The sequence below is a fragment of the Nocardiopsis kunsanensis DSM 44524 genome, assembly GCF_000340965.1.
GTDB lineage: Bacteria > Actinomycetota > Actinomycetes > Streptosporangiales > Streptosporangiaceae > Nocardiopsis > Nocardiopsis kunsanensis.
The window spans coordinates 20,366-44,263 of record NZ_ANAY01000036.1 but is presented as its reverse complement, the minus strand read 5'-3'; the positions used below and the strand labels follow the sequence as shown (position 1 = coordinate 44,263).

Sequence of the window (23,898 nt, the reverse complement as noted above, 5' to 3'; positions counted from 1 at the left end):
TCTGATCACCTTGCTTTCACGCGTTCGTCAGGGTCGCGTCCGGGCGGCGTACGGAGACCGGCGCGGGGCCCGTGAGCCGGTCGACGGTGTCCAGGACCGCCGGCAGGTGCAGTCCCAGGGAGGCCATGACCTCGTGGTGGTCGCCTCCCTCGGTGGGCCAGGCCCGGCCGGCGTTGACCCCGTGGACCTCGTTCCGGGGCATGAGGAGGGCCAGGGCCTCGGCGATCCCGCCCTCGGCACGGTGTTCCTCGACGACGACGAAACGCGAGTACCGCTCACCGAGTAGGCCGGTGATGCTGCTCAGGTTCTCGTGGTCCAGGTAGCAGAGGTGCGCGTGCGCGAGGCCGTCTCTGACCGCTGTCGCCTCCGTGCACAACCGGGTGCCCTCCTCACCGACCGAGACGAGGCAGACGTCCCCGGGCCCGGCGTGGCGGTCCCAGACCAGGGGCTCGGCGGTCGCCGCCGGCGAGAGGCTCTCATGGACGGCGTTGCGGCCGGTCCGGACGTAGTGCGGCCGTCCCGAGGCGGCCGCTTCCCGAACGACGGCGCGCATCTCCTGCTCACCGTGGGGAGCAGCGACGGTCACCCCGGGGACCGAGCGGGCGACCGCGATGTCCTCCAAACCGTGGTGCGTGGTGCCGAACCAGGCGCCCGACACGCCCGCGTAGGGTGCCACGACGGTCACACCCGCACCGATGTAGCCGAGGGTGAGTTTGAGGCTCTCCGCCGCGCGCAGCGTCGCGAACGGAGCGAACGTGCTCACGAAGGGCCGGTATCCGGCAGCGGCCAACCCGGCGGCCATGTCGATCATGGCCCCCTCGGCGATCCCGAGGTTGAAGAAACGGTCGGGATGGGCCTCTTCGAAGGGGTGCCGGGCACCGCCGAGGTCGGCTTCCAGGCAGATGATCGAGGGGTCCTCCCGGGCGAGCAGCGTCAGCTCGTCGCGGTAGGCCTCACGTCCGGACAGTGTCATGTGATCCTCCGTTTCCACCGGGCCGCGCGGGCAGCGTCGATGCGTACGTAGTGCGAACCGGCCTTGCCTTCGACGGCGGGCACGCCCTTGCCCTTGACGGTGGAGGCGACCACTGCCAGCGGACGGCCCGACGGGTCGGGGCCGCGGTCCAGGAGTGAGGTCAGGGCCGCCATGTCGTGGCCTTCGGTCTCCGCGGTGCGGAGACCGAAGGCGGCGAACCGTTCGGAGAGGTGCTCCAGCGGCGAGATCCGGGAGACGGGGCCGTCGTTCTGGCCCCCGTTGGCGTCGACGAGCAGGACGAGGTTGCCGAGCCCTTGGGCGGCGGCCACCTGGCAGGTCTCCCACACCAGGCCTTCCTGGAGCTCGCCGTCGCCGACGATCGCGATCGCGCCTCCCGGCTTTCCGGAGAGTTTGCGGGACAGTGCCCAACCGGCCGCGTAGGGGACGCCGTGGCCGAGACTGCCGGTGGGGAAGGAGACGCCGGGGACGTGGGCGCTCGGGTGCCCGGTGTAGGGGTGGCCCGCGAGCCCGTAGTGCGGGGCCGGGTTCTCGGCCAGCACACCGCTCGTGTGCAGAGCGGCGTAGAGGCCGGCGGCGGCATGGCCCTTGCTCAGCACCACTTCCGTGCCCTCGTCCCGTCCGGCGCGGTCCAGGGCCGCGACGAGCAGGTCGGTGACGGAGAGGCTGCCGCCGAGGTGGCAGCCTCGCGGCCCCGCGGCCATGTCCACCACGAGCCGGCGTGTCCGCGTGGCCCTCTCGACCAGCAGGTCGAGGGGTGTTTCGGTCCCGGTCGTGGTCATCTCTCCTCCTCCGCCGCTCGGCCCAGCCAGTTCGCCACGGCCAGGGACAGGACCTCGCGTGCCCGGCGGTACTCGTCGGCGCCGATCCGTTCGGTGTCGGTGTGGTCGAGGGAGGAGTCACCCGGTCCGAACGCGACCATCGGAACCCCGTCCCAAGTGGTGGCCAGTGTGTTCATGTCGGAGGTGCCCTTCTTCACCACGTGCCGGGGTCGGATCCCCAGATGCGCGAACGACCGACCGAAGGCCTTGGCCGGCGGTGAGGTACGCCCGCCCGACCGGCCGGGTGTGGAGCGCAGGACCTGCACGTCCACCCCGTCGGGTGTGTGGTCGACGACGGTCTTGAGCAGCGTTTCGATGTCGGCCCCGGGCGGGACGCGGAAGTTGAGCACTCCCCTGGCCGAGTGCGATGCCAGGCCGGAGGAGTTGCCGACGTCGATGATCGCGCTCAGGGCGTCGGGTGCCTGCGCCAGGACGGCCTCCCTCAGCTCGGACAGCGTGCTGATCAGCTTGTCCGGTGCGGAGAGGGCGTCGGCCCCGGCGGAGTGGCCGGCGGGCACGGTCACGGTGACGCCGAGTTTGAAGAGCCCGAAGTAGCCGAGGGTGAGTGTGCGCGATCCACTGGGTTCGCCGATGACGACCGCATCCGCCCGCTGGTGGTCGCGCACGTGGAAGGCGCCCCGTGATGTGGAGATCTCCTCCTCCACCGCACCCACGACCGTCAGCCGGGTACCCTCGGGGACCCGTGCCGAGGCGAGCACCTCCAGGAAACACGCCAGGCTCCCCTTGGCGTCGACGGTGCCCCGGCCGGAGAGCTCCTCCCCCTGCCAGTGCACCGGCCAGTGGTGGGGCACGGTGTCCATGTGGCCGAGCAGCATCAGGGCGCGTTCCCCGCGGCCGCGTTCGGCAACGAGGTTCCCGGCCCCGTCGATGTGTGCGTCGATGCCTCGTCCGTGGCACCACGTGCGCAGGTACACGGCGAGTTCGTGCTCGTCCCCCGAGACCGAGGGGATCGAGGCGGCCCGGGTCAGCAGCCGCAGGTCGTCACCGGGTTCGGGCAATCGCCAGAAACGGCTCCAGGCGGTGGGGTCCGCCATGGTGTGCGGGCCGGTCACCGCGACGTCCGCACCTTCGTCCAGGGCCATCTCGGCGGCTCGGACCTTCTGCCGCATCCGCCCGTGGGCGAAGGCGTCTCCTTCGCCCGGGTGAAGGTCGTGCACGGTGGAGGCGGGGTCGTCGGCGTCGCGCAGCAGCCCGCGCGTACCGGTCACGAGCCGGAGGTGGTCCGCGCCCAGAGCGTTGGACAGCACCGCCGCGAGCACGTCCGCGTCGGCGTTGAGCATGCCGCCGCCCGCGTTGTCGGCCACCGGCGGGGACAGGCACACGACGTCGAAGGCCTCGAGGAGCGTCGTGATCCGGGCGGTGTCCACACGGTTGGGCACACCGACCCGGTGGTCGCGCACCACCCGGGTGCGTCCGGTCGGTGTGAGCGCCCGCACGGGGCGGTTCGTGTCCGCCCCGGCCAGGCCCGACCGTCCCGCCACCGACACGAACGAGGTGAGTCCGTGGTGTTCCAGACCGGCCGTGACCAGGGGCAGGGTCACCTGTTCGTACGCGTCGACCAGGTGCGGGACCTCCTCGGGCGGGCAGTGGCGGACCCTCTCCCCGTTGGCCAGGGAGAGGGTCGGGACCCGGCGCCCCGTCTCCCGGTAGTGCCGCTCGATACCTGCGGCTCCCCCGGCCACGACGAGCACCCGCGCGCCGCGGGCGACCAGTTCGGCCAGTTCGCCGAAGACGCTCTCGTGCTCGAGGGTCGCGCTTCCGATCTTGATGACGTACAGGGGGCTCATGGCAACACCGCCGTGGAGGGAAGGCCGGCACGTTCGTCGAGTCCGACGGTCCGGTTCATGATCTGGACGGCTTGGCCGGCGGCGCCCTTCAGGAGGTTGTCGAGGGCACACACGACCACGCAGCGGTCCTCCTGGACCGACAGGGCAACTTCGGCCACGTTGGAGCCGACGACGGCCTTGAGCATGGGGAACTCGTGCGGTGCCCTGGGGCTGTTGCGCATCCGCACGAACGGGGTCCGGGCGTAAGCGCGCCCGAAGGCCCGTTTGACGTCCAGGGCGGTGCGTCCCGGAAGCAGGCGGGTGTAGGCGGTCACCACGATCCCGCGCGGAGTGTCGAGGCTGTGCGCCGAGAACTGGAGGTCGGGACGCTGCCCCGTGGTCTCCCCCAGGACCTGGGAGACCTCGGGGGCGTGCCGGTGCCCGTGCAGCTTGTGCACCCGGAAGTTGCCGTTGCGCTCGGCCGGGTGTTCGCCCCCGGTCCGGCCCCCGCCGGTGGACCCCGTCTTGGCGTCCACCACCACCCGTGCGTCGACCAGTGCGGCGGCGAACAGGGGTTGCAGGGCGTAGACCGTCGCCACGGCCATGCACCCGGGCACACTCACGAAGGCGCTGTCGGGTGCGCCGTCCGCCAGCTCGGGGACGAAGTTCACGAACCGACCGGGTGGTGGATGGTCGGCGGTCGCAGGGTAGTGGCGGCGCACCTCCTCGGTGTCGTCGAGCCGGAAGTCCCCGGCGAGGTTGACCAAGTGGTCGCTGTTCTTCGCCAGCGCGGGTGCCAGCTCGGGCGCGGTCCCGGTGGGCATGCACGAGAAGACCACGTCGACCTCGGGCATCTCGGTGAGGGGCGCCAACCGCAGGCCCGTCGCCGCCGGATGGTTGCGCAGCGCCGGATGGACCGTCCCCAGGCGCTTGCCCGCGTGGCGTTCGGCCGACAGGAAGACCGGTTCGGCGTTGGGGTGTTCGAGGAGCAGACGGGTCAGTTCTCCACCGGTGTAACCGCTGGCACCGGCGACGGCGACCCTCAGTGCGGACTCAGCCAAGACGGGCCGCCCTCTCGTAGGGGTGGGGTACTTCCTGCCGGGCGGCCAGATCCCGGACGGCGTCCGGGCGGGCCGCGACCTTGGCGAACGCGTCGCGGTACCGCAGGATCCGCTCGTACTCCACGGGCGCCCGCAGCTCACGGCAGAGCACGAGCGTGCTGTCCAGCATCCGCAGGGTGTTGGGGAAGTCCTCGGGTGTGTACTCGCGAGAGCCCGCAGGGCTGAGCGTGAACGGGTACCCGCGGCCGAACCCGGACCGTTCGCGGAAGGGCAGGTGGAAGGGCAGCGGGGTGTTCTGCCACTCCCGTGCAGGCACACCCTCCGCGACCAGGAGCTCGTGCACGGCGGCCTTGACCGCGTGCGGATCCAGGTCACCCAGACCCACCGCCTCGGGGCGCAGCCCGATCCGGTACATGTTGTAGGAGTGGGTCCACCCCTCGGGTACGTGCGGGGGTGTGAAGAGACCGGTCCGCTCCAGGGAGTCCCCGAGCAGCTCGGCGTTGCGGGCCCGCACCGCGTCGTAGTACGGCAGCCGTCCGAGCTGACTGGAACCGAACGCCGCGGCGACCCAGGACATCCGGTAGTCGATCCCGTGCTCGCGCAGGTGACGCACCGCGCGGCGGTAGCCCTCCTCCGTGGCGAAGAAAGCCATCCCGCCCTCCCCGCCGAGCGGGAAGTTCTTGTCCGCCATCAAGCTCTGTCCCGCCGCGTCGCCGATGGAGCCGGCCACGTGCGGGCCGATCCGCGCCGAGTGCGCGTGGGAGGCGTCCTCCACCAGCGCCAGACCGCGCCGTGACGCCAGTCTGCGCAGGGACGGCACATCGGCCGGGAGGCCGTGCACGTGGACAGGCATCACGGCAGCCGTCCGCTCGGTCACAGCAGCCTCGGCGGCAGCGGGATCCATGCAGTAGGTCAGCGGATCGATGTCGACGAAGACCGGGACCGCGTGTGCCGCGACAACGGCCTGCGCCGTGGCGATGAAAGTGAAGGCCGGGACGATGACCTCGTCCCCGGGGCGGACCCCGGCCCCGGCCAGGGCCATGTGCAACGACGCCGTCCCACTGGCCGTCGGCAGCGCGTAACCGGCACCGACGTAGTCGCGGTAGGCCTCGGTGAAGCCGGCAACGACCTTCTCGGGCTCCTGGCGCTGGGCCAGCAGCATCGTGAAGACGTCCTCCTTCGTGATCACCGGGAACTGTGTCCGGCGCCGGTCGGCCGGGACCATCGCCGGGCCTCCGTGGGCCGCCAGAGCGGAGTCCACCTCGGCCTCGTCCGGCAGCGGAAGCGGTGCGCGTGGGAAATCACTGATCACAGCCGTGCTCCTGTCTCGACGTTCTTCCGGGCGGTCTGCATGAGCGCCATGCGCGCGCACGCCGCGACCAGAGGACTGAGCCGGTAGTTGAACTGCACCCCCGGGACCAGGTCGGGCATGGACTCCTCCTGGGTCCACATGGTCCGCAGGTCGTGGGCCCCGAAGATCTTGAGCCGTTCGGCCCGCGCCCACACGGTCGGGTCGTCGGTCAGGACCGCGGCGGCCGGCCCGAAACCGAGTCCGGTCAGGTCCACCACGATCGCCGGTGCGGTGGCCTCGGCGGCCCGCTCGGGGAGACTGTCCGCGACGTGTGCGTCCAGGGCGATCTCGTCGAAGGCCGGGGCGCCGGTGCCGGTGGTCTCCACCCCCAGCCAGTTGACGAACGCCCGGGTCTCCGGACTCAGGGACCCACCCGGAATCCGGTCCCCGTGGACGATGCCCTGTCCGGCCAGGGCCGCGTGGACCGCTGCGGTCCGGCTGTTGACCAGCACCGCGTGCGAACGCTTCGTGCGTTTGGTGAGCAACCGCTCCAGCCCGGGCAGTTCGCGGTCGCTCTTCTCGATACTCATCACGACGCCCGAGGTCATGACCCGGGTGAGGACCATCGCCGTGTCGAACAGCTCCATCAGTTCACTCCAGTCGGGTTCGGACCTGTCACCGGCTCGGACGCGGCCGGTGAGGTGGACACGTAGTCGGACAGCAGGCCGGCCACGTCCACGCCGTGTCGGCGGGACGAGTGCGCGAATTCGGGGTTGGCGTTGACCTCGATCACCTGGAGGGTGCCGGTAGCACGGTCCTCGGCCAGGTCGACCCCGTAGAAGCCCTCGCCGAGTGCCTTGACGATCTGCTCGCAGATCCCCGCCATCTCCGGGGTGACCTCAGTGCGTTCGACCTCGGCACCCAGGTGGGTGTTGGTGCGCCAACCGTCCGAGGAACGCCGGATGGCCACTACGGGTTCGCTGCCGACGACCACGACACGCAGGTCGTGCCCGGGTTTGTCGATGTGGGCCTGCACCAGGACCGGGAACAGCTTCGACGCGGCGTCGGCCGACTCGCGTCCACCCACCCAGGCGTCGACGCACGGCCCGTCGGTGAGGAGGCTGACGCCCCGGCCCCACGACCCGCTCACGGGTTTGACGACGGCGGGCCATCCCACCTCGGCCACGGACGCCCTGACCTGCTCGAAGTTGAAGGCCAGCAGGGAACGCGGGTGCGGGACGCCGTGGCTCTCGAACAGCATCGCCTGGAGCCCCTTGTCGTTGCAGACCTCGATGGCCCGCGTGCTGTTGACGACCCGCACGCCCAGATACTCCAGGCGGCGGGCCGCGTCGACGGCCTCGCGGTGTGAGAGGTTGCGGACCAGGGCGAGGGCCGGCGGGACCGAACGCCCCGCCAGCAATGACGCCAGGTCCGCGGGGAGTGCGGTGTCCACACGCACTCCCCGACCGCGCAACGCCTCCAGCAGGAGCTTCTCCTCAGGGCGCAGCATGGTGACCGAGAGCAGTACCTCGGGTGCGGACATGCTCACTCGCCCCAGTCCTCTTCGACCTCGGGAGCGAGCTCGAGGCGGACCGACCCGGGGGCGCTCCCCACGACCTCGTGCTCCTGCCCGCAAGCGGTGCACTCGACGATCTCGCCGTTGTCCCAGTCGGCCTCGGGCTCGATGGCCGTCTCGCAGACCAGGCACTGGGGAGCGGTGATGGTGTTGGGCATCGTTTCTTTCCTCTTCTTCTCGGATCGTCCCGGCGGGTACCGGGAAGTTCAGGGGTCGACGACGATCTCGACCCGTTCGGCCGCCCGTTCGGTCTCGGCGTCGAGGTCGGCGTCCAGGGGCGCGTCGATCAGCAGCGACGCCGAACGGTGGCCGGAGTCGACCTGGTCGCCGAGCACGTCGCCGGGCATCCGTCCGACCAGGACCGAGTGCGCGGTCGCGGGGGCAGCGGCATCCAGGGGGCCGAACACGGGCCAGCGGTTGTCCCTGGTGGGCCAGGAGACCTCGATCCCTTCGGCGGTCACGTCCGCGAGCGCGCCGTGCGGATGGGGCAGGAAGTACTGGCGGGACCGCCGCCGGGGCTGCGGGTAGTCGGCGGGGACACCGAGGGCCAGGTCCAGCAGCACGGGCTCGATCGGCTGCCCGGTGGCCAGCTCCCACAGGAACGTGATCGTGTCGCCAGGCAGGCGGGCCGCGACCTCCATGAGGACCACTCCCCCGTCGTCGCCGAGCCGGTACTCGGCGTGGGTGATGCCGTCGCGGACCCCCACCTGCCGCAGGACCTCGCGGTTGGCCTCGACCAGCGCTTCCTCCTCCGAGGAGGGCAGGTCGGCCGGGCACGTGTGCGAGAGTTCGGTGAAGTAGTCGCTGACGTCCTCGTTGCTCTCCTTGGCGTTGACGCCGGACCAGATCACCTCGTCGCCCTGCACGAGTGCCTCGACGGAGAACTCACGGCCCCTGGCCCGGGCCTCGACGAGGGCGATCTCGTGCTCCTCGACGGCCGACAGGGCCGCGACCAGCTCGCCGTGGGTCGAGACCGACCGAACACCGGAGCTGTAGAAACGTCCGGCGGGCTTGACCACGGCCGGGAAGCGCTCCTCCGGGAGCCGGAAGTCGGAACGCTGCTTGGCGGGCACCGCCTCGAAGTACGGGGAGAACTCGGGGACGGAGAACCGCTGGAGCAGCTTGTTGCGGCAGATCGACGCGGCCTTGGCGCCGGGGCCGGGAAGCCCGAGCGTGTCGGCGAGCACGCCGGCCGGTTCCACGAAGGGTTCACCGACCGACATCACGCCCTGTACGTCGTAGCGGCGCAGCAGGGGCTGGACGGCCGGGGTGACCGATGCGACGTTCGCCTCGGGGACCTGGACGACCTCCGTGAGCGCGGAGAGGGGGTGGGTTCTGTCGGCGCGCGCCTGTTCGAGCAGTTCCATGTCGGTCTGCGCGCTGACGACGACCAGGGCCGCCAGCCCGCGTCGGCGGGTCTCGGTGAACAGGCGCGCCTGGCGGGCGAGGACGACGAGGTCGCCCATGAACAGGACGGCCTGAGGGTGGTGTGCCATGGGTGGCTCCGTTTCTGGGATCGGGCCGGATCAGCAGAAGGGCGCGAACAGATCGGCTTCGATCTGCTTGTCCGCGACGGGGGACAGCTCCGCGACACTGCGCATGCGGTGCGCGTTGTGGAGCCGGATGGGTTCGTCGTGGCCGTGCTGGACGCTGTCCTCGGTGAGGTCGAGCGTCCACAGCGGCCTCAGGCGTGCACCCCGGCGGGCCTTGGCGTCGGGTGCCTCGATGCCGGGGTGGATCCACGTCAGCCCGAGCTCCGTGGCGATACGCACGGGCTCGTGGTAGACGAGGTTGAAGTACTCGGCGGCGCCCGGCCGCAGCTCGGGATAGTCGAACCCGACGGCGCGGATGGAAAGGGTCGTGCCGTGGACGTAGTAGAGGCAGAAACCGACCGGGGGGCCGTCCTCGCGTGAGCAGAACAGCACCTGTGCGGCATCCCCCATGGCCTCGGCCTGCCTGCGGAAGGACTCGGTCAGCGTGTCGAGGTCGTAGGGCTGCCCGTACCGCTTCTGGGTCGCTGCCAGGAGTTCGGCCGTGGCCCCGCAGCACTCGGAGAGCGGTGCGCGGGTGATCGTGTAGCCGGCCCTGCGGAACTCCCGGACCTCGCGTTTGAGGTTGTCGCGGCGTTTCTTGGAGGCGAACGTGGCGACCCACGCGTCCCAGTCCTCGGCCTCGACCGGGATCCAGGCGTCGGTGGCCCAGAGCACGGGGTGTGCCCGGGCCCCGGCCTCGCGCAGGGCGAGCGCGTCCGCGGTGGTCAGGAACGGAGCGACGCACGGGACGGGGCCCGGACGTGTCCCGGGCAGGACACCGGTACCGGCGATGTCGCTGCTCAGTTCCCGCAGCCGGCCCAGGAGCCGCTCCGCACCGGGGGGTTTCAGTGCTTCGCCGTCCCCGGTGAGCACGTGTGTCTGGTAGCCGCGGCGTTGGCCCGCCATGAGGCCGGCCGGGCCGGGTGAGGGCAACCCGGAGCTGCTGAGCACGGAGTCCCATCGGTAGAAACCGTTGGGTTCCTCGACGACGGCCGTCACCGGCACGGCTGCGCCGATACCGCCGCCGGGCTCGGAGACGTGGACCGTTCCGGTGCTGATGGTCCCGCCGATGTCTCGAGCGCAGAAGCGCAACCAGTCGGACGTCGAGTAGAGGTGGCCGGCGGCCAGCCCGTCCCACACCTGGGAGGGCAACCCTCCGAGATGGTCGTCGAACTCTCCTGGGATGCTCATGCCTTCGCTCGGCCCCTTCCGCGGTGGCGTTCGTGCCTCTGTCACGGACACCAATCCACCCCGAGGGCTTATCCCGGCACCATCACACCGCTATCGCCGAGTAACGGGCGGCCCGGAACACTGCGGCGCCGTTCTGTTGCTGATGCGGCGGCCGTGACGGAAATCTCCGTCCCCCTTTTCGGTTCCTGTGTTGTTCCCGCAGGCAGGAAAGGGTGTTAGGCGCAGAGATAGTCCGGTGATGACACCGATCCCTAGATTTCTCAACGAATACCGAGCAAAGAGACCCGAGGAATCGAGAGGTCGGAACAATGCGTGGAACGAAGAACATTGCAACCGTGGTCTTCTCCGTGGCTGCACTCGCTTTCGTCTCAGCGGCGCCCGCGGCAGCCGAGGAGGAGGCGCAGGCCCTCCCGGGGGCCGCCGGCGCCGCGTCCGCTTCGGAGTCCGATCCGTGGGGGCAGAGCGTGCCGGGGCCCGAGGACGCTTCGGAGTCCGATCCGTGGGGGCAGAGCGTTCCGGAGTCCGACCCGTGGGGCTAGGAACGGATCCCGACCACGGAGGTCAGAACTGAACGGGTGCCGGGACCGGGGGCAGCACTGCCGTCTCCCGGCCCCGGCCGCCGTTCCGGTCCTCTCCCTCGAGCAGACTCAGGTCCCGGCGCACGTCGGCCGCGCCCTCCGCGTCCTGGATCTGCTCCCGGACGACGAGGGCGCGCCCGAGGAAGAGCCGCGCCTGTGACCGACGGCCGGCCGCGGCGTTGATCCGGCCCAGGTCGTGAAGTACGAACCCCTCGCCGATGGGGTCCTGCAGCTCCACGACCAACGCGTGCGCGTCGCAGAGCAACTGCTCCGCCCAGTCGTGTTCGCCCGACTCCTGCAGGGCCGAGGACATGGTCCGCAGGATCTGGGCCCGTCCGCGACCGTCCCCACAGGCCTCGTAGCAGGACAGGGCCTCCTCCAGGGGAACCCAGGCCTCGTCAGCCCACCCGCAGGCCAGTAGTGCCTGTCCGTTCAGGAGCAGGGTGTGGCCCTGCCCCACGGGGTCACCGAGGTCACGGAAGTCCTCCAACGCCTTCTCGCACAGGCGCAGAGCGGACCCGGTACGGCCGCGCCGGTACTCGACGTAGGCGAGCGCGCGGTTGCACTTGGCCCGGCCCAGGGCGTCACCGAGGTCGGTGAACTCCTCCAACGCGGCCGAGAAGAGCGGCTGTGCCTGATCGTGCTCGCGCCTGTTCAACAGCAACGATCCCCGCGAATGCATCAGCGCCGCGATCCCCCTCCGGTTGCCGGCGGATCGGGACGCCGCCATCGCCCGGTCGATGGTCTCCTCCCACAGGCTCAGGTAACTGCGGCGTTCGAACAGGGTCACCAGGCTGCTCGCCAGGTCCCAGCAGACCTCGTCCAGGCCTGTGTCCGCCGCCAGACCGACCACGGAGCAGAGGTTGGCCCGTTCCGCGTCCAACCAGTCCATCGGGCTGTGGAGCTCGGCATCCACCACCTTCCCCGGCGGGAGCCATCGGGGCGCGTCGCCGTGGACCAGGAGGTGGTCGCCGCCGTACACACGCCGGTGCGCCTCCTCCGCCATGGCCAACCAGGCACCGCACAGACGTGCCACGGCCTCCGTACGTTCCTCGGACGCCTCGCCGGACAGTTTCTCGCGGGCGAAGACCCGGATGACGTCGTGGAACCGGTAGTGCGGTGCACCCGGGCCCAAGGTGGACACGTCCAGCATCTGCGCGTCGACGAGAGTCTCCACCAGGTCCGAGGGGGACCTGCGGTGGTCGTCCAGCAGCGCCCCGGCCACCCAACCGGGGATGGAGGAACCGTCCAGTGCGCTCAGCCGGCGCAGGAGGCGGCGGTCGCGCTCGGACATGCCGTCGTAGGTCAGTGACAGGCTCGCCCGGATCGTCAGATCGCCGTGCTCCAACTCGTCGAGCCGGTCGCGTTCGTCGGCGAGGCGGTCCAGGAGCGAGGCGAGGCTCCAGTGCGGACGCGCTGCCAGGCGTGCGGCGACGATGCGGATGGCCAGCGGGAGCCGCCCGACAGTACGGACGAGCTCCTCGGCCTCCTTCCGCTCCGCCTCGACCCTTTCGACGCCCAGGGCCCGCTCCAGGAGCTGGAGGGACTGGTCCATGGTGAGTACATCGAGCTCCACCACGTGCGATCCGGGCACGCCGGTCAGCCGCAACCGGCTCGTCACGACGACCCCGCAACTGCTGCTGCCCGGGAGCAGCGGCAGGAACTGCCTCTCGGTGGCAGCGTCGTCGAGGACGATCAGCACGCGTCTCTGCGCCATGACGGTGCGGTAGAGCTCGGCACGCTCGTCGACGTCCTCGGGCACGGTCGGACCGGGTACCCCCAAGGCGCGCAGGAAACGTCCGAGCACGTCCGAGGCGGTCAACGGCTGGTCCCGAGTGCCCCTGAGGTCGCAGTAGAGCTGGCCGTCGGGGAAGTGTTCCGCGGCCACGCGGTGCCCCACGTGAACGGCCAGCGCACTCTTGCCGACGCCGGGCCTGCCCAGCACCACGGCCACCCCCAGGGCGTGGCCGCCGTCGGGGGAGACCAGGACCCGCTCGAACGAGGAGACCAGGTCCTCCCGGCCCACGAAATCGGCCGTGTCGGCGGTCAACTGGTGCGGCGTGGGCACCTCGAACGGCAGATGGGAGAAGTGTTCCTCCACCCAGTCCCCGGGTTCACCGGTGGCCGGGGACTCCGCCGGGCCGGGGTCTGGCTGGACGGGTGGGGAGGACACTGGGACGGGGTTGTCTCCGGCCGCCAGAATCGCCGCCTCGGCCGCACGCAGCTCCTCCCCCGGGTCCAGCCCCAACTCCTCGGCGAGATGGTCGCGGCCGACGCGGTACACCTCCAGGGCCTCGGCCTGGCGTCCCGACCGGTGCAGGGCCAGCATCAGCTGGGCGCGGAAGCGTTCGCGGAGCGGATACTCCGAGGCCAGGGACCGCAGCTCACCGACCAGACGCAGGTGTTCGCCGAGGTCGAGCTCGATCCTGATCCGGTTCTCCAGAGCGTTCAGGCACTCTTCGTCCAGGCGGACCGCCTTGGCCGCCAGGAGGGGGCTGTCGATCCCGTTGAGCGCGGGTCCCCGCCACAGGGACAGTGCTTCTTCCAGGGCCGCCACGGCCTCCTGACGCAACCCCTGCTCCTCGCGGGCCCGGGCCTCGCGGACCTGTTCGCGCAGGATCATGTGGTCGACCGTTCCGTCCTCCGCCCTCAACAGGTATCCCGGAGGGCGTGTCTTGATCACCTCGGCTGACGAGGCCCCGGCGAGGCTCTTGCGTAGACGCGACACACAGATCTGGACCTGGGCGCGGGCCGTGGCCGGAGGGTTCTCGCCCCAGATCGCGTCGACGAGGTGGTCGGTGCTGACCACCCGTCCCGGTTCCAGAAGGAGTGCCGCGAGAACCACCTGTTGGCGTCCGGCCGGGATGTCGACGGCGCGGCCGCCCCTGGTGGCGGTGAGGGAGCCCAGAACCCCGAACGTGAGCCCGTTGGGAGGTCGGGAGGGTGGGGGAGCCGTGGAAGAGGGACCGTGCATCGGACTCCGATATCTCCGATCTGTTCCCGCTCGAACGGAAAGGGAGGATTCGCTTGCCGTTCCCCGAGCGAACAGGTTGTTCGTCAAGGGGCCGGGAGTCGGGACCGTGGCCCCTCCGCGCCCGGAACAATGCTCTTCTCAGGTGCCGGAATGTCCTTGGAACCGGCCCGGCGCCCTCAATGATGTTAGTGCCGGAACCGGCCTCGTCCCCTGAATGCCCATGGCCGGAATTGGCCGTTACCGAACGCCCGGTGAGCGGATACTTTCCGTTACCGCTGCGGTGGCGGGGCGCAGCAGCGGGGCGGGAGGTCCGCGCTCCGGTCCCCCGCCCCGTGTATCGGAGTCCCCTCGCGGGGCAGCCCCTATTCGACGCTCAGCGCTTCGACCAGGTCGCCCACGGCCGGGTTGGGCAGGGCGCGGGCGACATCGCCGGTCGTGACCATACCCACGAGAGTGGTCCCGTCGATGACCGGGAGCCGCTTGACCTCCTTGTCCAACATCGTGCGCATGGCCTCGTCGACCGAGTCGTCGGCGCCGACCGTGACGGCCTCCCCCTGGTTCAGACTGCCCGCGGGGTCGCTGAGCCTCTTCCCGGCGGCGAGCCCCCGGACGACGAGGTCCCGGTCGGTCACCATCCCCTTGAGCCGGCCGTCCTGCCCGCAGATGGGCAGGGCCCCCACACGGTCGCCGGCCATGAGTTCGGCCGCCTTCTGGAGCGAGTCGTCCGTTCCGACGCACCTCGGGTCGGGTGTCATGATCTCTCGAACCGTGGTCGCTGCCATCTTCGTTTCCCCCTTCGTCGTGACGCGTGTTCGGCTCTCCTGAACCCGTCGGTCGGCGGCCCCGGAGAAGGTGTCACCGCCGTGGCACCGACCGGGCTCACCCTGCTCGGTGCTGAAGCATCACTCCAGTACGCCCACCACCGCCGATGGCCGCGTTCACCCTGCTGTGGAGGGAGGAAAACCGCTGTGCTTCAGCCTTGTCCTCCCGGCTACCCGAGGCCCACGGCCCTCAACCGCGTCGAGCGGTGTATCGCCGTGTCGACATGCATGTTGAGCGACAGGAGAACGTCACCGCCCGCGACACGCGATGTCACCAACGAGGCCCGGCCGGGTGCTCAGCATCGAACTCGCATGAGGGGCTGTCGATAGGTGTGACAGAGAATGACATATTCTCTGTCACACAGACCGGAGCGCTCCTCCGCGACCTGCGGCGCCGCCATCGCCGCACGGAGGCGACTCCGTAACGTTCTCTGTCACATGCCCGGGAGGCTCCGTGACCGTCCACCCCCTGCCCCGCCCCGGCGGTCTCACCCTCGCCCAGGCGAGCGCCGAGTTCCTGGACCGGTTCCGCGAGCAGCCGCTCACCCGCCGCGCCTACGCTCAGACCCTCACCGTGCTGGCGGACGCGGCCGTGGGCGGGACCGCCGCGACGGTTGCGGTCGCCTTCACCCCCGGCGCGGCGGCCACCGCCATGGCCCGTTGGGAAGGCGCCGCTCCGGCCACGTGGAACAAGCACCTGGCCGCCTTGCGCTCCTTCGCTGCCTACTGCGCGCGCCGCCAGGCGCTGGAAGAGGACCCCACCCGGCTGCTGGAGCGCCGCAAGGAGCCCCGCCGCGGCGACAAGGCCGTTCCTGCCGCACGCCTGGAGGAGTTGTTCACCGACCCGGCCGTGGGGCTGCGCGAGAAGGTGCTGTGGCGAATGCTGTATGAGACCGCGGCCCGCGCCGAGGAGATCCTCACCCTGGACGTGGGTGACCTGGATGCGGCCATGCGCCGCGCCCGGGTGCGCTCCAAAGGCGGCGCGATCGAGTACGTGCACTGGGCCACCCCCACCGCCCGGATCCTGCCCCGCCTCCTGGCCGGACGCACCACCGGGCCGGTGTACCTGTCCGACCGCCGCTCCCCTGCCGCCGGCGCTCGGGCCCGCGCCCTGGCCGACGTCGACCCCACCACCGGGCGCGGGCGGCTGTCCTACCCGCGCGCGGAGTACCTGTTCAAACAGGCCTCCCAGCGGCATGACCCGCACGGTCAGGGGTGGACGCTGCACCAACTGCGCCACTCCGCGCTCACGTACCTGGCCGCCGAAGGGCGTAGCGCCCCCGAACTCCAGGCCAAATCCCGCCACGCCCACCTGGCCACCCTGGGCAAGTACGTGCGCCTGGGCGAGGAGACCTCCGCCTGGGTCACCGCCGAACACGATCCGTACAACCGGCGTGCTCCACGCCGCTGAACAGCGGGCGATTACGTGGCCTTCTCGCTGCCGTCACCGGGGGCGGTCGTTTTACCAGCGAGCACGAAGTCTTATTGCCGCTTCCCTGAGTTCCCGCTTCATTGGTCAGTGCAGGCGGAGGACAGTTACCTGCGAGAATCAGGTCAAATCGATGCTTGCTTGGGCTCTCCGTCGAGTGCGATGAGTAAATACTGTGTTTTTCCAGGCAGTTGCACTATGGGCGCTTCGCGTCGCCGATGGTGCCTGTCCGGAATCGGCCACATGCGCCATATATAGCCCTTCATCATTTACCGTGAAAAATTCGCGGATACGGTGTGTTGTCGATATACGACACGCCGCCATGACGCGAATGTGATGACGCCGCCGAACACAGAACAGAGAGGACCCTCACGATGAAGAAGTCTGCGACGTTCGCGCTCGTTTCGGCAGCTGGGCTGGGCTTGTCCCTGGCCGCCACCGCCCCCGCCAGCGCTGAGCCGGCGTTCACCGAGGAATCGGTCGAGGTCAACATCTACGAGGACGGCTCCATCGTGGAGGCCGATGCACCTCAGCCCATGGACAGTGACGACACGATCCTGTCCAACGGCCTCCTGTCCATCCAGACCACCCAGTGCACGTACGTGCGTGTGTCCTATGTGAAGGACGACGGTTCGCCGGTGGACCTGAGCTTCGGGTTCTACAACTCCGGGGACACTTACACCGGAGACACCTTCTACAACGTCGGTGCCGGGCAGACCGTGAGCGAGACGTGGTCGCAGATCAACACCAGCGGCAGCGTGGTCGGCTTCATGGACGTGCCCGGACAGCAGCAGTTCAACCTGCCCCCGGTCGACTGCGACTGACGCCGCGTGGCGGTTTGACCAGGGAAATCGATTCTTCCGGTTACCCGTGAGGCGGAGCTGAATAGAATCGGTCTGGGGGGGTACGCCTGCGGGTTGTACCTCCCCTGCTGATTGAGTTCTATGTGGCAAGCACTGCTTTATGTCAACCCCGTGACGACCGTTATTGCCCTGGTGGCGTTTTTCGTCGTGAGCGTGGCGGTCTGCTATGGGGCCCCGCGCCTGGGGATGGCCCGCCGTATCGCGGGAATCTTTCTCGCTATTGCCGTTGTGGCTTATGTCTATGTGTTGGTGCAGCCGTCGGGCGGGTGGGCGGAGGTGTTCGGGGCGGACCCGGACATCACGCTCAACCCGATAGCGTCCTTCGCTTACACCAACCCGGGCACCGATCTGACCTTGGCGATGGTCACCCTCAACGCCCTGCTGTTCGTGCCCCTGGCGATCCCCGCGTTCGTCGCCGTGACCAACCGGGCCGCCCTGTGGCTGTTCGGGCCGGTCTTGTCCGTGTTGATCGAGACCTTCCAAGCCGTGTTGGGCACGGGCAGGCAGAGCGACATCATGGACGTGCTGGCCAACAGTCTGGGCTACGTCATCGGGGTGGCGATGATGTACGCAGCGCACGCCTTGGTCGGTGTGCGTGAGCAGCGCGCACCGGTGACCTAGCCAAGCCCTGACTGCCACGGGAGATCAGCCTGGCGGGTGTCTGACCACACGCCCGCAGTGCCGAGCACGGCCCCGCCTGCGCCGCCGCTACAAGGTCCACAGCAGGCAAAACTCGCACAAGCGGCCCATGTCGCTCGCCTCCCGCCGCCGGGCCAGGGCGCACACTCGGGCCCATGGGGGAGCAACACCAGGGCCGGGTTGACCCCGAGCAGCGCCGAGCGACCATCGCGCGATTGGGCGCCCTGCGCGCTCAGGGTGCGTTGACCACCGAGCACGCCCGGCGGGTGGCCGACGGGCTGGGGGTGAGTCTGCGCACCGTGTGGCGCTGGCTCAAGGAACCCCCCAAGCTTCAGGCAGGGGGTTCCTACCGGCTGAGCGCCATCGACCGGGAGGCCTTCGCCCACTACCGCGGCAACGTGGCGGCCCTGCACCGCGCCCGCGAGGCCGTCATCGACGGCACGGGCCACACCGCCGGAGCCCCGGTCCCGGCTTTCCTCGTCCGCGGCTGGGCTGGGGCGCCCCCGGTGGGGCTGCGCACCCTGCAACGGGCCTTCGCCCGCGAACTCACCCGGGCCGAGCAGGCCGCCTGGCGCACCGGCGAGCCCGGGCGCCGTGCGGCCGGGGTCCATCTGACCCGCCCGCCCACGGGCCGCAATCAGATCTGGGAACTGGACCACAAGCAGATCCCCATCTTGGTGCTGCCCCCGCGCGGGGCCGCCCTGTGCCCGTGGATGACCACCATCGTCGACGACGCCACCCGCGCCCTGGTCGGCTGGGCCATCACCGCCACCCCGCATGCGGGAACGGTGCTCACCGCGATCCGCATGGGCCTGGTCCACGACCCCGACCGGGGCCCCTTCGGCGCGGTCCCCACCACCGGGCGGGTGGACCGCGGTCTGGAGTTCGCCGCTGCCTCGGTGCGCAAAGCTCTGGCCGCCCTCGGCGTGGAGGTACACCGCCTGCCCGCCTACACCCCGCACCGCAAGGGCAAGATCGAACGCCTGCACCGCACCCTGGAACAGACCCTGTTCAGCTCTCTGCCCGGCTACACCAAGGGTCCGCGCAACGCCGCCGGGCGCCTGCACAGCCCCTGGGACGACTCAGCGGCGGGCCGCGCCGCGGCCCAGGACGCCCCGGTGGGGCCGCTGCGCATCGAGCACCTGGCCGAGCGGGTGCGCACCTGGGCGCACTGGTACAACACCCAGCGCCCCCACACCGCCCTGGACGGGCGCACCCCCGCCCAGTCCTGGGCCCAGGACACCTTCGCCGTGCACCGCATCGACGCCGACCAGGCGCGCCACCTGTTGCTGGCCGACGTCGAACGCACCATCGGCAAGGACGGCATCCGCCTCAACAACCTGGCCTACCTGGCCCCCGAGCTGCACGGGCGCCGCGGCCAGGTGGTCCAGGTTCTACTCCGGCACCGAGCACCTGTGCACCGCCCACCCCCACACCCAGCTCACCCCCGCCCAGACCGAGGCCTTCCGCGAAGCCGCCCGCGCCGAGTCGCACCGCCTCGGCACGGCCCGGCGCCGCGCCAACACCCGCACCCGGCGCGAACTCGCCCCCCTGGTCGATGGCACCGCGCCCGCCGAGTCCCGTGTGCTGCCCGCCGGACACGGTGACGAACTCGCACTACGCCGCGCCCAACGCCGACTCCAGGAACGCTCCAGCACCAGCCTGCTGGGCCTGGAGGAGCCCATCACCGACGACCAGGAGAGCTGATGCCCGCCCACTTCGCCAACCTCACCGGCGCCAGCACGCTCAAGACCCGCCCGTTCCTGCTCGCCCACCGGATCGTGGACGACCTGGTCGCCAACCAGGCCACCGGCGTCATCCACGGCAACGCCGGGACCGGCAAGACCTACGCCGTCCAGGCCGCCCTGGAATCCCTCCAAGACAGCGACGGCACCCCGGTCACCGCCTACGCGCTAACCTTCCCCAGCCGCCCGACCATGCGCATGATCACCGACGAACTCCTGCGCACCCTGACCGGCGCCGCACCACCCCGCAGCCGCAACCGCTTCCACCTCATCACGACCCTGACCGACCTGCTCTCGGGCCCGCCCCGCCTGGTCGTGGTCGATGAGGCACAACGCCTCAACAGCGACTGCATCGAACTGCTGCGCCACCTGCACGACGCCCCCACCACCCGGTTCGCCCTGCTGTACGTGGGCGGCGACGGCTGCTGGGAAGTCCTGTCGGCCGAGCCCATGCTGCGCTCACGCGTCTTTCGCCGCCTGCCCTTCCACACCCTGCCCCGCGCCAAGGTGCCCGAACTGATCAGCCAGTTCCACCCCATCTACACCGGAACCGACGCCCAGGCCCTGCTCGACATCGACGACTTCTACGCCCACGGCACCCTGCGCGACTGGGCCTCCTTCACCCACACCGCCGCCCAGTTGTGCGCCGAGACCGACCGGACCGGGATCGACGCCGAGATCATCGCCAACGCCTACACCCTGCTCGGCGGCGGCGCCTATGCCTGAGCACACCCCGGCGACGCCCGAACGGGTGTTAGTCCTCAACCCCGCCGACCTGCCCGTGCCCGGCGTACACACCCGCAGCGAACACCAGGACCGGCTGCTCGTGCTGCGACCCACCCCCGGCTGCGCAGACCGCGCCACCCTGCTGCGCGATGTGACCACCGCCCTGGGCAAACACCCCTTCGCACCCAAGCCTCAGCACCTGGCCCAACCCGAGTGGGCCCACGCCCGAGCCTGTGCCCGCACCCACCGCTTCCACGCCCTGGTCGTGGATCGCGCTCACCGCCTCACCACCGAACGGCTCACCGAACTGGCCACGTTCGCCTCCTCGATCGGTGCGCACCTGTGGGCCCTGTGGTCGAGCTACGACGACCACACCCAAGCCCACCACGCCCTGGCCCAGACCCCACCCGCAGCCCAGACCCGCCTGTCCGCGGACCTGCCCGAGTTGGCCGCACCGGTCCGGCTGGACCCGCCACCCCTGCGCCGTAGACCCCAGGCCCTGGACCGGCTTCCACTGACCGACGTGTGGAGGTTCCGCGCCGCCTGCCGCGCCCGCCTGTCCACCCAGGCCTTCACCGAAGTCGACGACCACTACCAGGCCGCCTTCACCCGAGTGCGCCTCTTCCACGCCCAGGCCAGCGCCCCGCACGACTACCACCGCCCCTTCGGCGCGGCCCTGACCGCGTGGATGCGCGACGTGTTCCTGGGACCGGTCACCGATCCCAACCTCGCCCTGGTCCGGCTGCGCGCCGCCCAGGCCGCCCTGCTGCACAGCCGATGGTGGCTCGACTGGAACCCGCACGTGCTGGGCCAGGACCCCGCGACGCACCTACCAAGCCAACTGGACCCGCGGCGGGCCCAACGGGTGGCCGTGCACCACCACACCGGCGACGCCGCCGCGATCACCCTGGCCCTGCACCTGTGTCAGAGCGCGTGCTTCTTCGACGCCATCCGTTTGTGCGACGTCACCGAGGACGGGGGCCTGATCACCCCCACCCGCGATCGCATCCCCGCCTACCGACGTTCGAGCACCCGCATCCGGCTGCGTCCCTACGGCGGAACCACCTACGAAGAACTCATCGCTCTGCCCGTGCGCATCCCCGCCCACGGTCGCCGTCCCCTGGCCGCCCACCGCGCCCTACGCCTGGAACAGGGCGCCACTGACTCCGACTCCTTCTTCGTGCACGCCTCCTCTCCCGGTTGGTGCGACCCCGATGCCCAACTCCGGCACGGTCTGCAACGCCTGTGCCGAGACCTGCGCATCAACCCCACCTGGACACACGGCCCCGACTGCCCCTCGCACGACCGGCGCGGCAACGGCGGATGGCTAGCCACCCGAGCCCTGACCCTCACCCACTTGGAGAAGGCACGTTGCACCCGCTGATCACCGAACGCCTGCGCATTGGCGGCATCACCTCATGGGAGATCGCCGACCTGCTCGGTGTCCACCCCCACCAGCTCGAACACGACACTCTCGGCCGCCGCCGCTCCACTGATGAGGACCGGCTGCGCGCCCTGCCGGTGACCGTCCTGATCCAGCTGTGCCGACGGTTGGACCTGCACCCCAGTGACCTCATCGAGGAACTGGACGAGATGTGCTCCTCGCTCCGGCGCGCACCGCGCGAGGCCGACAGCGAACTGCCCGGGGAGGGGGAGGTCGTGGAGGACGCGCGCACCATGGTGGCCGCGCTGTTCCACGTCGGGGCACCGTTGTCCATCGAGGAGGCCGCCGGCGCCCTGGGATGGGGCTTCTCGCGCGCCCGGGCGACCGTCGAACACCTCCAGGCCCACGCCGACCTGACTGGCCCCTACGCGCTACGACGGGTGGGAGCCGACACCTACGCGCTGACCTCGCGCACGGATCTGCTCACCGCAGGCCAGCGCACCGCGCTGGAGAGCGTCGTCGTTGCCGTCGGCGGCACCCTCCCACAGACGCACGTCAGCGTCTTGGAGGCGCTGCTGGCGGGCTCAATCCTCAGTGGTGATGACGACGCTGCGCTCGCGGACCTGCTCAAGCTGGGGCTGGTGAGCGGTTCCGCCGAGGAAGGTCTGGAACTGGCGTCGGAGGTGCTCTACAGCCTCAACCCAGGCGACGACGGAGGCGGGAGCGGTGACAACGGGATGTCGTCACCGGTGACAGATAACTGTCGTTTCCAGTGACACAACGCTGTCATTCAACAATGCAGGCACCTGGGAGGGCACGGTCCCCGGGCCGGTGTGCCGCCCCGACGGCATGCCGCCGTGCCGGCAACGCGTCCCGCCGACAGGCAGGCCTGTCACCAGGCCGGCAGGGCGCCTCCACCATTTTCCTTACCGACCGTTCGGTCATGCCAGGTGTGGCGAGCAGGGAAAAGATCCCCCCGGATTGAAGAGTGCCTTGTATCACATGGCAAGGTGTCCTGTGACTCACAGGCGAAAGGCCTGGATTGTCTTGTTCTGCCGTGCTGTCCGGCCGTCGAGGTCGGCGCGTGAACCTACGGAGCACCCATGGCGACTTCCGACCCACCCACCTCCCAGCCGACCGGGGAGCTCGACCCCGAGGAACGGCGCAAGGTCCTCGCCGGGACCATGGTCGGCACGACCATCGAGTGGTACGACTTCTTCATCTACGCACAAGCCGCGGGGCTGGTCTTCGCACCGCTCTTCCTGTCTCCCCTGTCGGAGGCCAACCCCGCCGTGGCACAGGTCCTGTCCTTCGCCACGATCGGAATCTCCTTCCTCTTCCGCCCCCTGGGCGCGATCGTGGCCGGCCACCTCGGCGACCGGTTCGGACGCAAGAGGATCCTCGTCATCACCTTGGTCATGATGGGTGCGGCGACCTTCCTCATCGGTCTGCTGCCCACCTACGCCCAGATCGGGGTGGCCGCACCGATCCTGCTGATCTTCCTGCGCGTGGTGCAGGGCTTCTCCGCCGGTGGCGAGTGGGGCGGCGCCGCCCTCATGTCCGTCGAACACGCCCCCGTGGGCAAGCGCGGGGTCTTCGGCGCCTACCCGCAGATCGGCGTTCCCTGCGGCATGATCCTCGCGACCTTCGTCGTGTGGGCCATCACCGCGACCATCGGCACCGATGGGTTCACGGAATGGGGCTGGCGTATCCCGTTCCTGCTGTCGTTCGTGCTGATCGTGGTCGGCCACCTCATCCGCCGGACGGTCGAGGAGTCCCCGGTCTTCGAGCTCATGCAGCGGCGCAGGTCCGAGTCCTCGGCTCCCCTGGGACGGCTGTTCCGCAAGCACAGCAAGGAGGTCCTCCTCGCCGCACTGATCTTCGTGGCCAACAACGCCGCCGGATACCTCGTCATCGCCTTCCTGGCCACCTATGCCTCCCGTCCGGTGGAGGAGTTCGGCCTGGGCCTGGAACGCGAACCGGTGTTGCTGGCGACCACCCTGGCCGCGTTCGGCTGGCTGATCTCGACGATGTACGGCGGGTGGGTCAGTGACAAGCTCGGCCGGGTACGCACCTTCCAGCTCGGTTACGTGGCCCTCGCGGTCTGGGCGGTGCCGATGTGGTTCCTGGTCGACACCGGCGACCTCCTCTGGTACTTCGTGGGGGTCCTCGTGCTCTGCCTGACCCTGGGGCTGAGCTACGGGCCCCAATCGGCGCTGTACGCGGAGATGTTCCCCGCCGAGATCCGTTATTCCGGGGTCTCCATCGGTTACGCCCTCGGCGCGATCCTCGGGGGTGCCTTCGCCGCGACCATCGCCGAGGTCCTCCTGACCACGTTCGGCGCATCGTGGACCATCGGTGTCTACGTCATCGTGCTGTCGCTGATCTCGGGGGTGGCGGTCTCACTGGTGAAGAGCCCCCAGGGTGCCGACCTCCACGCCGACCGCACGCAGGCGAAGTAGTTCCGCGCGCTGTTCGGGGCGGGGCCG

General features: G+C 70.2%; 22 protein-coding genes. 10 read left to right on the top strand and 12 right to left on the bottom strand.

Features of this window, described 5'->3' with window-relative positions:
* Positions 1 to 16: 16 nt before the first annotated feature.
* From D456_RS0119570 to D456_RS0119525, 10 genes are read right to left on the bottom strand one after another with little or no spacing between them, the layout of a single operon-like run.
* Positions 17 to 973 (bottom strand): transketolase family protein, encoded by a 957-nt coding sequence (locus tag D456_RS0119570; RefSeq protein WP_017577880.1) that lies wholly within the window; start codon positions 971 to 973, stop codon positions 17 to 19.
* Entirely contained in the window at positions 970 to 1,773 is an 804-nt protein-coding gene (locus D456_RS0119565; protein WP_017577879.1) for a 1-deoxy-D-xylulose-5-phosphate synthase N-terminal domain-containing protein, read from the bottom strand. Before D456_RS0119565 ends, D456_RS0119570 begins: the two co-directional genes overlap by 4 nt.
* Complete coding sequence (locus tag D456_RS0119560) at positions 1,770 to 3,620, bottom strand: M20/M25/M40 family metallo-hydrolase (protein WP_017577878.1); 1,851 nt, start codon at positions 3,618 to 3,620, stop codon at positions 1,770 to 1,772. Before D456_RS0119560 ends, D456_RS0119565 begins: the two co-directional genes overlap by 4 nt.
* Positions 3,617 to 4,660, bottom strand: coding sequence for an N-acetyl-gamma-glutamyl-phosphate reductase (gene argC, locus D456_RS0119555; RefSeq protein WP_017577877.1), 1,044 nt, complete (start codon positions 4,658 to 4,660; stop codon positions 3,617 to 3,619). The genes D456_RS0119560 and argC overlap by 4 nt, the downstream gene beginning before the upstream one ends.
* Positions 4,653 to 5,972: a DegT/DnrJ/EryC1/StrS family aminotransferase gene (locus tag D456_RS0119550; protein ID WP_017577876.1), complete on the bottom strand. Its 1,320-nt coding sequence runs from the start codon at positions 5,970 to 5,972 to the stop codon at positions 4,653 to 4,655. The genes argC and D456_RS0119550 overlap by 8 nt, the downstream gene beginning before the upstream one ends.
* Complete coding sequence (locus D456_RS0119545) at positions 5,969 to 6,598, bottom strand: PLP-dependent aminotransferase family protein (protein WP_017577875.1); 630 nt, start codon at positions 6,596 to 6,598, stop codon at positions 5,969 to 5,971. Before D456_RS0119545 ends, D456_RS0119550 begins: the two co-directional genes overlap by 4 nt.
* Complete coding sequence (locus tag D456_RS0119540) at positions 6,598 to 7,494, bottom strand: RimK family alpha-L-glutamate ligase (RefSeq protein WP_040699700.1); 897 nt, start codon at positions 7,492 to 7,494, stop codon at positions 6,598 to 6,600. Before D456_RS0119540 ends, D456_RS0119545 begins: the two co-directional genes overlap by 1 nt.
* 2 nt (positions 7,495 to 7,496) lie before the next feature.
* The gene (locus D456_RS0119535) at positions 7,497 to 7,685 is read right to left on the bottom strand and encodes a hypothetical protein (RefSeq protein WP_017577873.1); all 189 of its coding nucleotides are present in this window, start codon (positions 7,683 to 7,685) and stop codon (positions 7,497 to 7,499) included.
* A 48-nt stretch (positions 7,686 to 7,733) separates the two neighbouring features.
* A complete protein-coding gene (locus D456_RS0119530; protein WP_017577872.1) occupies positions 7,734 to 9,023 on the bottom strand; it encodes an ATP-grasp domain-containing protein in 1,290 nt (429 codons plus the stop codon).
* 30 nt (positions 9,024 to 9,053) lie between these two features.
* Positions 9,054 to 10,250 carry a GNAT family N-acetyltransferase gene (locus D456_RS0119525; RefSeq protein ID WP_017577871.1) on the bottom strand — a complete coding sequence of 399 codons (1,197 nt, stop codon included), beginning with the start codon at positions 10,248 to 10,250 and terminating at the stop codon, positions 9,054 to 9,056.
* Positions 10,251 to 10,558: 308 nt separating this feature from the next.
* Here D456_RS0119525 and D456_RS0119520 point away from each other — a divergent pair, with 308 nt between their 5' ends.
* Positions 10,559 to 10,789 carry a hypothetical protein gene (locus D456_RS0119520; protein WP_152442623.1) on the top strand — a complete coding sequence of 77 codons (231 nt, stop codon included), beginning with the start codon at positions 10,559 to 10,561 and terminating at the stop codon, positions 10,787 to 10,789.
* Positions 10,790 to 10,811: 22 nt separating this feature from the next.
* Here the strand turns inward: D456_RS0119520 and D456_RS0119515 are convergent, their stop codons facing one another.
* Together D456_RS0119515 and D456_RS0119510 are read right to left on the bottom strand one after the other, a co-directional pair.
* Entirely contained in the window at positions 10,812 to 13,802 is a 2,991-nt protein-coding gene (locus D456_RS0119515; protein ID WP_017577869.1) for an AfsR/SARP family transcriptional regulator, read from the bottom strand.
* A gap of 362 nt (positions 13,803 to 14,164) precedes the next feature.
* Positions 14,165 to 14,584, bottom strand: coding sequence for a CBS domain-containing protein (locus D456_RS0119510; RefSeq protein WP_026116033.1), 420 nt, complete (start codon positions 14,582 to 14,584; stop codon positions 14,165 to 14,167).
* Between the two features lie 493 nt (positions 14,585 to 15,077).
* Between D456_RS0119510 and D456_RS26030 the strand changes: the two genes are divergently transcribed.
* The 9 genes from D456_RS26030 to D456_RS0119470 all read left to right on the top strand — a co-directional run bounded on the left by D456_RS26030 (position 15,078) and on the right by D456_RS0119470 (position 23,871).
* Complete coding sequence (locus D456_RS26030) at positions 15,078 to 16,034, top strand: tyrosine-type recombinase/integrase (protein WP_017577867.1); 957 nt, start codon at positions 15,078 to 15,080, stop codon at positions 16,032 to 16,034.
* Between the two features lie 392 nt (positions 16,035 to 16,426).
* Positions 16,427 to 16,876: a hypothetical protein gene (locus D456_RS24555; RefSeq protein ID WP_017577866.1), complete on the top strand. Its 450-nt coding sequence runs from the start codon at positions 16,427 to 16,429 to the stop codon at positions 16,874 to 16,876.
* A 150-nt stretch (positions 16,877 to 17,026) separates the two neighbouring features.
* Positions 17,027 to 17,536 carry a VanZ family protein gene (locus D456_RS0119495; protein ID WP_160166739.1) on the top strand — a complete coding sequence of 170 codons (510 nt, stop codon included), beginning with the start codon at positions 17,027 to 17,029 and terminating at the stop codon, positions 17,534 to 17,536.
* A gap of 173 nt (positions 17,537 to 17,709) precedes the next feature.
* Positions 17,710 to 19,161: an integrase core domain-containing protein gene (locus D456_RS24550; protein WP_204366788.1), complete on the top strand. Its 1,452-nt coding sequence runs from the start codon at positions 17,710 to 17,712 to the stop codon at positions 19,159 to 19,161.
* The gene (locus tag D456_RS27820; RefSeq protein ID WP_017577864.1) at positions 19,139 to 19,261 is read left to right on the top strand and encodes a hypothetical protein; all 123 of its coding nucleotides are present in this window, start codon (positions 19,139 to 19,141) and stop codon (positions 19,259 to 19,261) included. Before D456_RS24550 ends, D456_RS27820 begins: the two co-directional genes overlap by 23 nt.
* Positions 19,261 to 20,025: an ATP-binding protein gene (locus D456_RS0119485; RefSeq protein WP_017577863.1), complete on the top strand. Its 765-nt coding sequence runs from the start codon at positions 19,261 to 19,263 to the stop codon at positions 20,023 to 20,025. Before D456_RS27820 ends, D456_RS0119485 begins: the two co-directional genes overlap by 1 nt.
* Positions 20,018 to 21,409 carry a hypothetical protein gene (locus D456_RS26340; protein ID WP_152442621.1) on the top strand — a complete coding sequence of 464 codons (1,392 nt, stop codon included), beginning with the start codon at positions 20,018 to 20,020 and terminating at the stop codon, positions 21,407 to 21,409. The genes D456_RS0119485 and D456_RS26340 overlap by 8 nt, the downstream gene beginning before the upstream one ends.
* Complete coding sequence (locus D456_RS25190) at positions 21,397 to 22,185, top strand: SMC-Scp complex subunit ScpB (protein WP_017577861.1); 789 nt, start codon at positions 21,397 to 21,399, stop codon at positions 22,183 to 22,185. The genes D456_RS26340 and D456_RS25190 overlap by 13 nt, the downstream gene beginning before the upstream one ends.
* A gap of 327 nt (positions 22,186 to 22,512) precedes the next feature.
* Positions 22,513 to 23,871, top strand: a complete 1,359-nt coding sequence (locus tag D456_RS0119470) for an MFS transporter (RefSeq protein ID WP_017577860.1) — start codon at positions 22,513 to 22,515, stop codon at positions 23,869 to 23,871.
* Positions 23,872 to 23,898: the final 27 nt, after the last annotated feature.

Coding starts and splice junctions, on each gene's coding strand:
- D456_RS0119570 (WP_017577880.1), bottom strand. CDS start 973: ATGACACTGTCCGGACGTGAGGCCTACCGCGACGAGCTGACGCTGCTC.
- D456_RS0119565 (WP_017577879.1), bottom strand. CDS start 1,773: ATGACCACGACCGGGACCGAAACACCCCTCGACCTGCTGGTCGAGAGG.
- D456_RS0119560 (WP_017577878.1), bottom strand. CDS start 3,620: ATGAGCCCCCTGTACGTCATCAAGATCGGAAGCGCGACCCTCGAGCAC.
- D456_RS0119545 (WP_017577875.1), bottom strand. CDS start 6,598: ATGGAGCTGTTCGACACGGCGATGGTCCTCACCCGGGTCATGACCTCG.
- D456_RS0119540 (WP_040699700.1), bottom strand. CDS start 7,494: ATGTCCGCACCCGAGGTACTGCTCTCGGTCACCATGCTGCGCCCTGAG.
- D456_RS0119535 (WP_017577873.1), bottom strand. CDS start 7,685: ATGCCCAACACCATCACCGCTCCCCAGTGCCTGGTCTGCGAGACGGCC.
- D456_RS0119530 (WP_017577872.1), bottom strand. CDS start 9,023: ATGGCACACCACCCTCAGGCCGTCCTGTTCATGGGCGACCTCGTCGTC.
- D456_RS0119525 (WP_017577871.1), bottom strand. CDS start 10,250: ATGAGCATCCCAGGAGAGTTCGACGACCATCTCGGAGGGTTGCCCTCC.
- D456_RS0119520 (WP_152442623.1), top strand. CDS start 10,559: ATGCGTGGAACGAAGAACATTGCAACCGTGGTCTTCTCCGTGGCTGCA.
- D456_RS0119515 (WP_017577869.1), bottom strand. CDS start 13,802: ATGCACGGTCCCTCTTCCACGGCTCCCCCACCCTCCCGACCTCCCAAC.
- D456_RS0119510 (WP_026116033.1), bottom strand. CDS start 14,584: ATGGCAGCGACCACGGTTCGAGAGATCATGACACCCGACCCGAGGTGC.
- D456_RS24555 (WP_017577866.1), top strand. CDS start 16,427: ATGAAGAAGTCTGCGACGTTCGCGCTCGTTTCGGCAGCTGGGCTGGGC.
- D456_RS24550 (WP_204366788.1), top strand. CDS start 17,710: ATGGGGGAGCAACACCAGGGCCGGGTTGACCCCGAGCAGCGCCGAGCG.
- D456_RS0119485 (WP_017577863.1), top strand. CDS start 19,261: ATGCCCGCCCACTTCGCCAACCTCACCGGCGCCAGCACGCTCAAGACC.
- D456_RS26340 (WP_152442621.1), top strand. CDS start 20,018: ATGCCTGAGCACACCCCGGCGACGCCCGAACGGGTGTTAGTCCTCAAC.
- D456_RS0119470 (WP_017577860.1), top strand. CDS start 22,513: ATGGCGACTTCCGACCCACCCACCTCCCAGCCGACCGGGGAGCTCGAC.